Source organism: Methylophilus sp. DMC18 (assembly GCF_056314005.1).
Map to the genome: position 1 here is coordinate 1 of NZ_JBQUZE010000011.1, position 737 is coordinate 737.

Consider the following 737-nt stretch of genomic DNA (forward strand, 5'->3'; position numbering starts at 1 on the left):
TCACTGATGATATCGGCCACACGCTGGACTGAGGAAACCACTTCTTCCATGGTGTTACCAGCATTCTCAACCAGTTTGGTGCCTTCGGTGGTCTTGTTCACAGAGTCAGTGATCAATTCCTTGATCTCTTTTGCCGCACTGGCTGAGCGTTGCGCCAGGTTACGTACTTCACCCGCGACCACCGCAAAGCCTCTGCCCTGTTCCCCTGCACGCGCCGCTTCTACCGCTGCGTTCAAGGCCAGGATGTTGGTCTGGAAGGCAATGCCGTCAATCACCGAAATAATGTCTTCGATCTTCTTGGCACTTTCGTTGATCGCACTCATGGTGGCAACCACTTCATTAACAACCTGGCCGCCTTTGACGGCAACGCCTGAGGCGGTCAGCGCCAGCTGGTTGGCCTGTTTGGCGTTGTCAGCGTTCTGTTTCACGGTCGAAGCCAGTTGTTCCATGCTGGCGGCAGTTTCTTCCAGGCTGGAGGCTTGCTGCTCGGTACGCGCAGACAGGTCTGAGTTACCGCTGGAGATTTCATTGGCAGCCGTGGTGATGGTTTCGACGGCTTCGGTCACTGCAATGATCGGTTCTACGATCATGTCCAGTGTGTTATTCACGCCTGCAATGATCTTGCGGAAGTCGCCATTGTGTTTGTCGACATCAGCACGCACGGTGATGCGTCCTTCTTTTGCGGCTTCGGCCAGTTGGTTGGCGTCGTTGACGAGCAGGTTGACCGCTTCAATACA

At 54.8% G+C, this 737-nt stretch carries 1 protein-coding gene; it reads right to left on the reverse strand.

All coding sequences use genetic code 11. The features are described from left to right. Window positions 1-737 (reverse strand): methyl-accepting chemotaxis protein (locus ACT53G_RS14495; protein WP_476169749.1); only part of this gene is annotated, 737 nt, incomplete at both ends.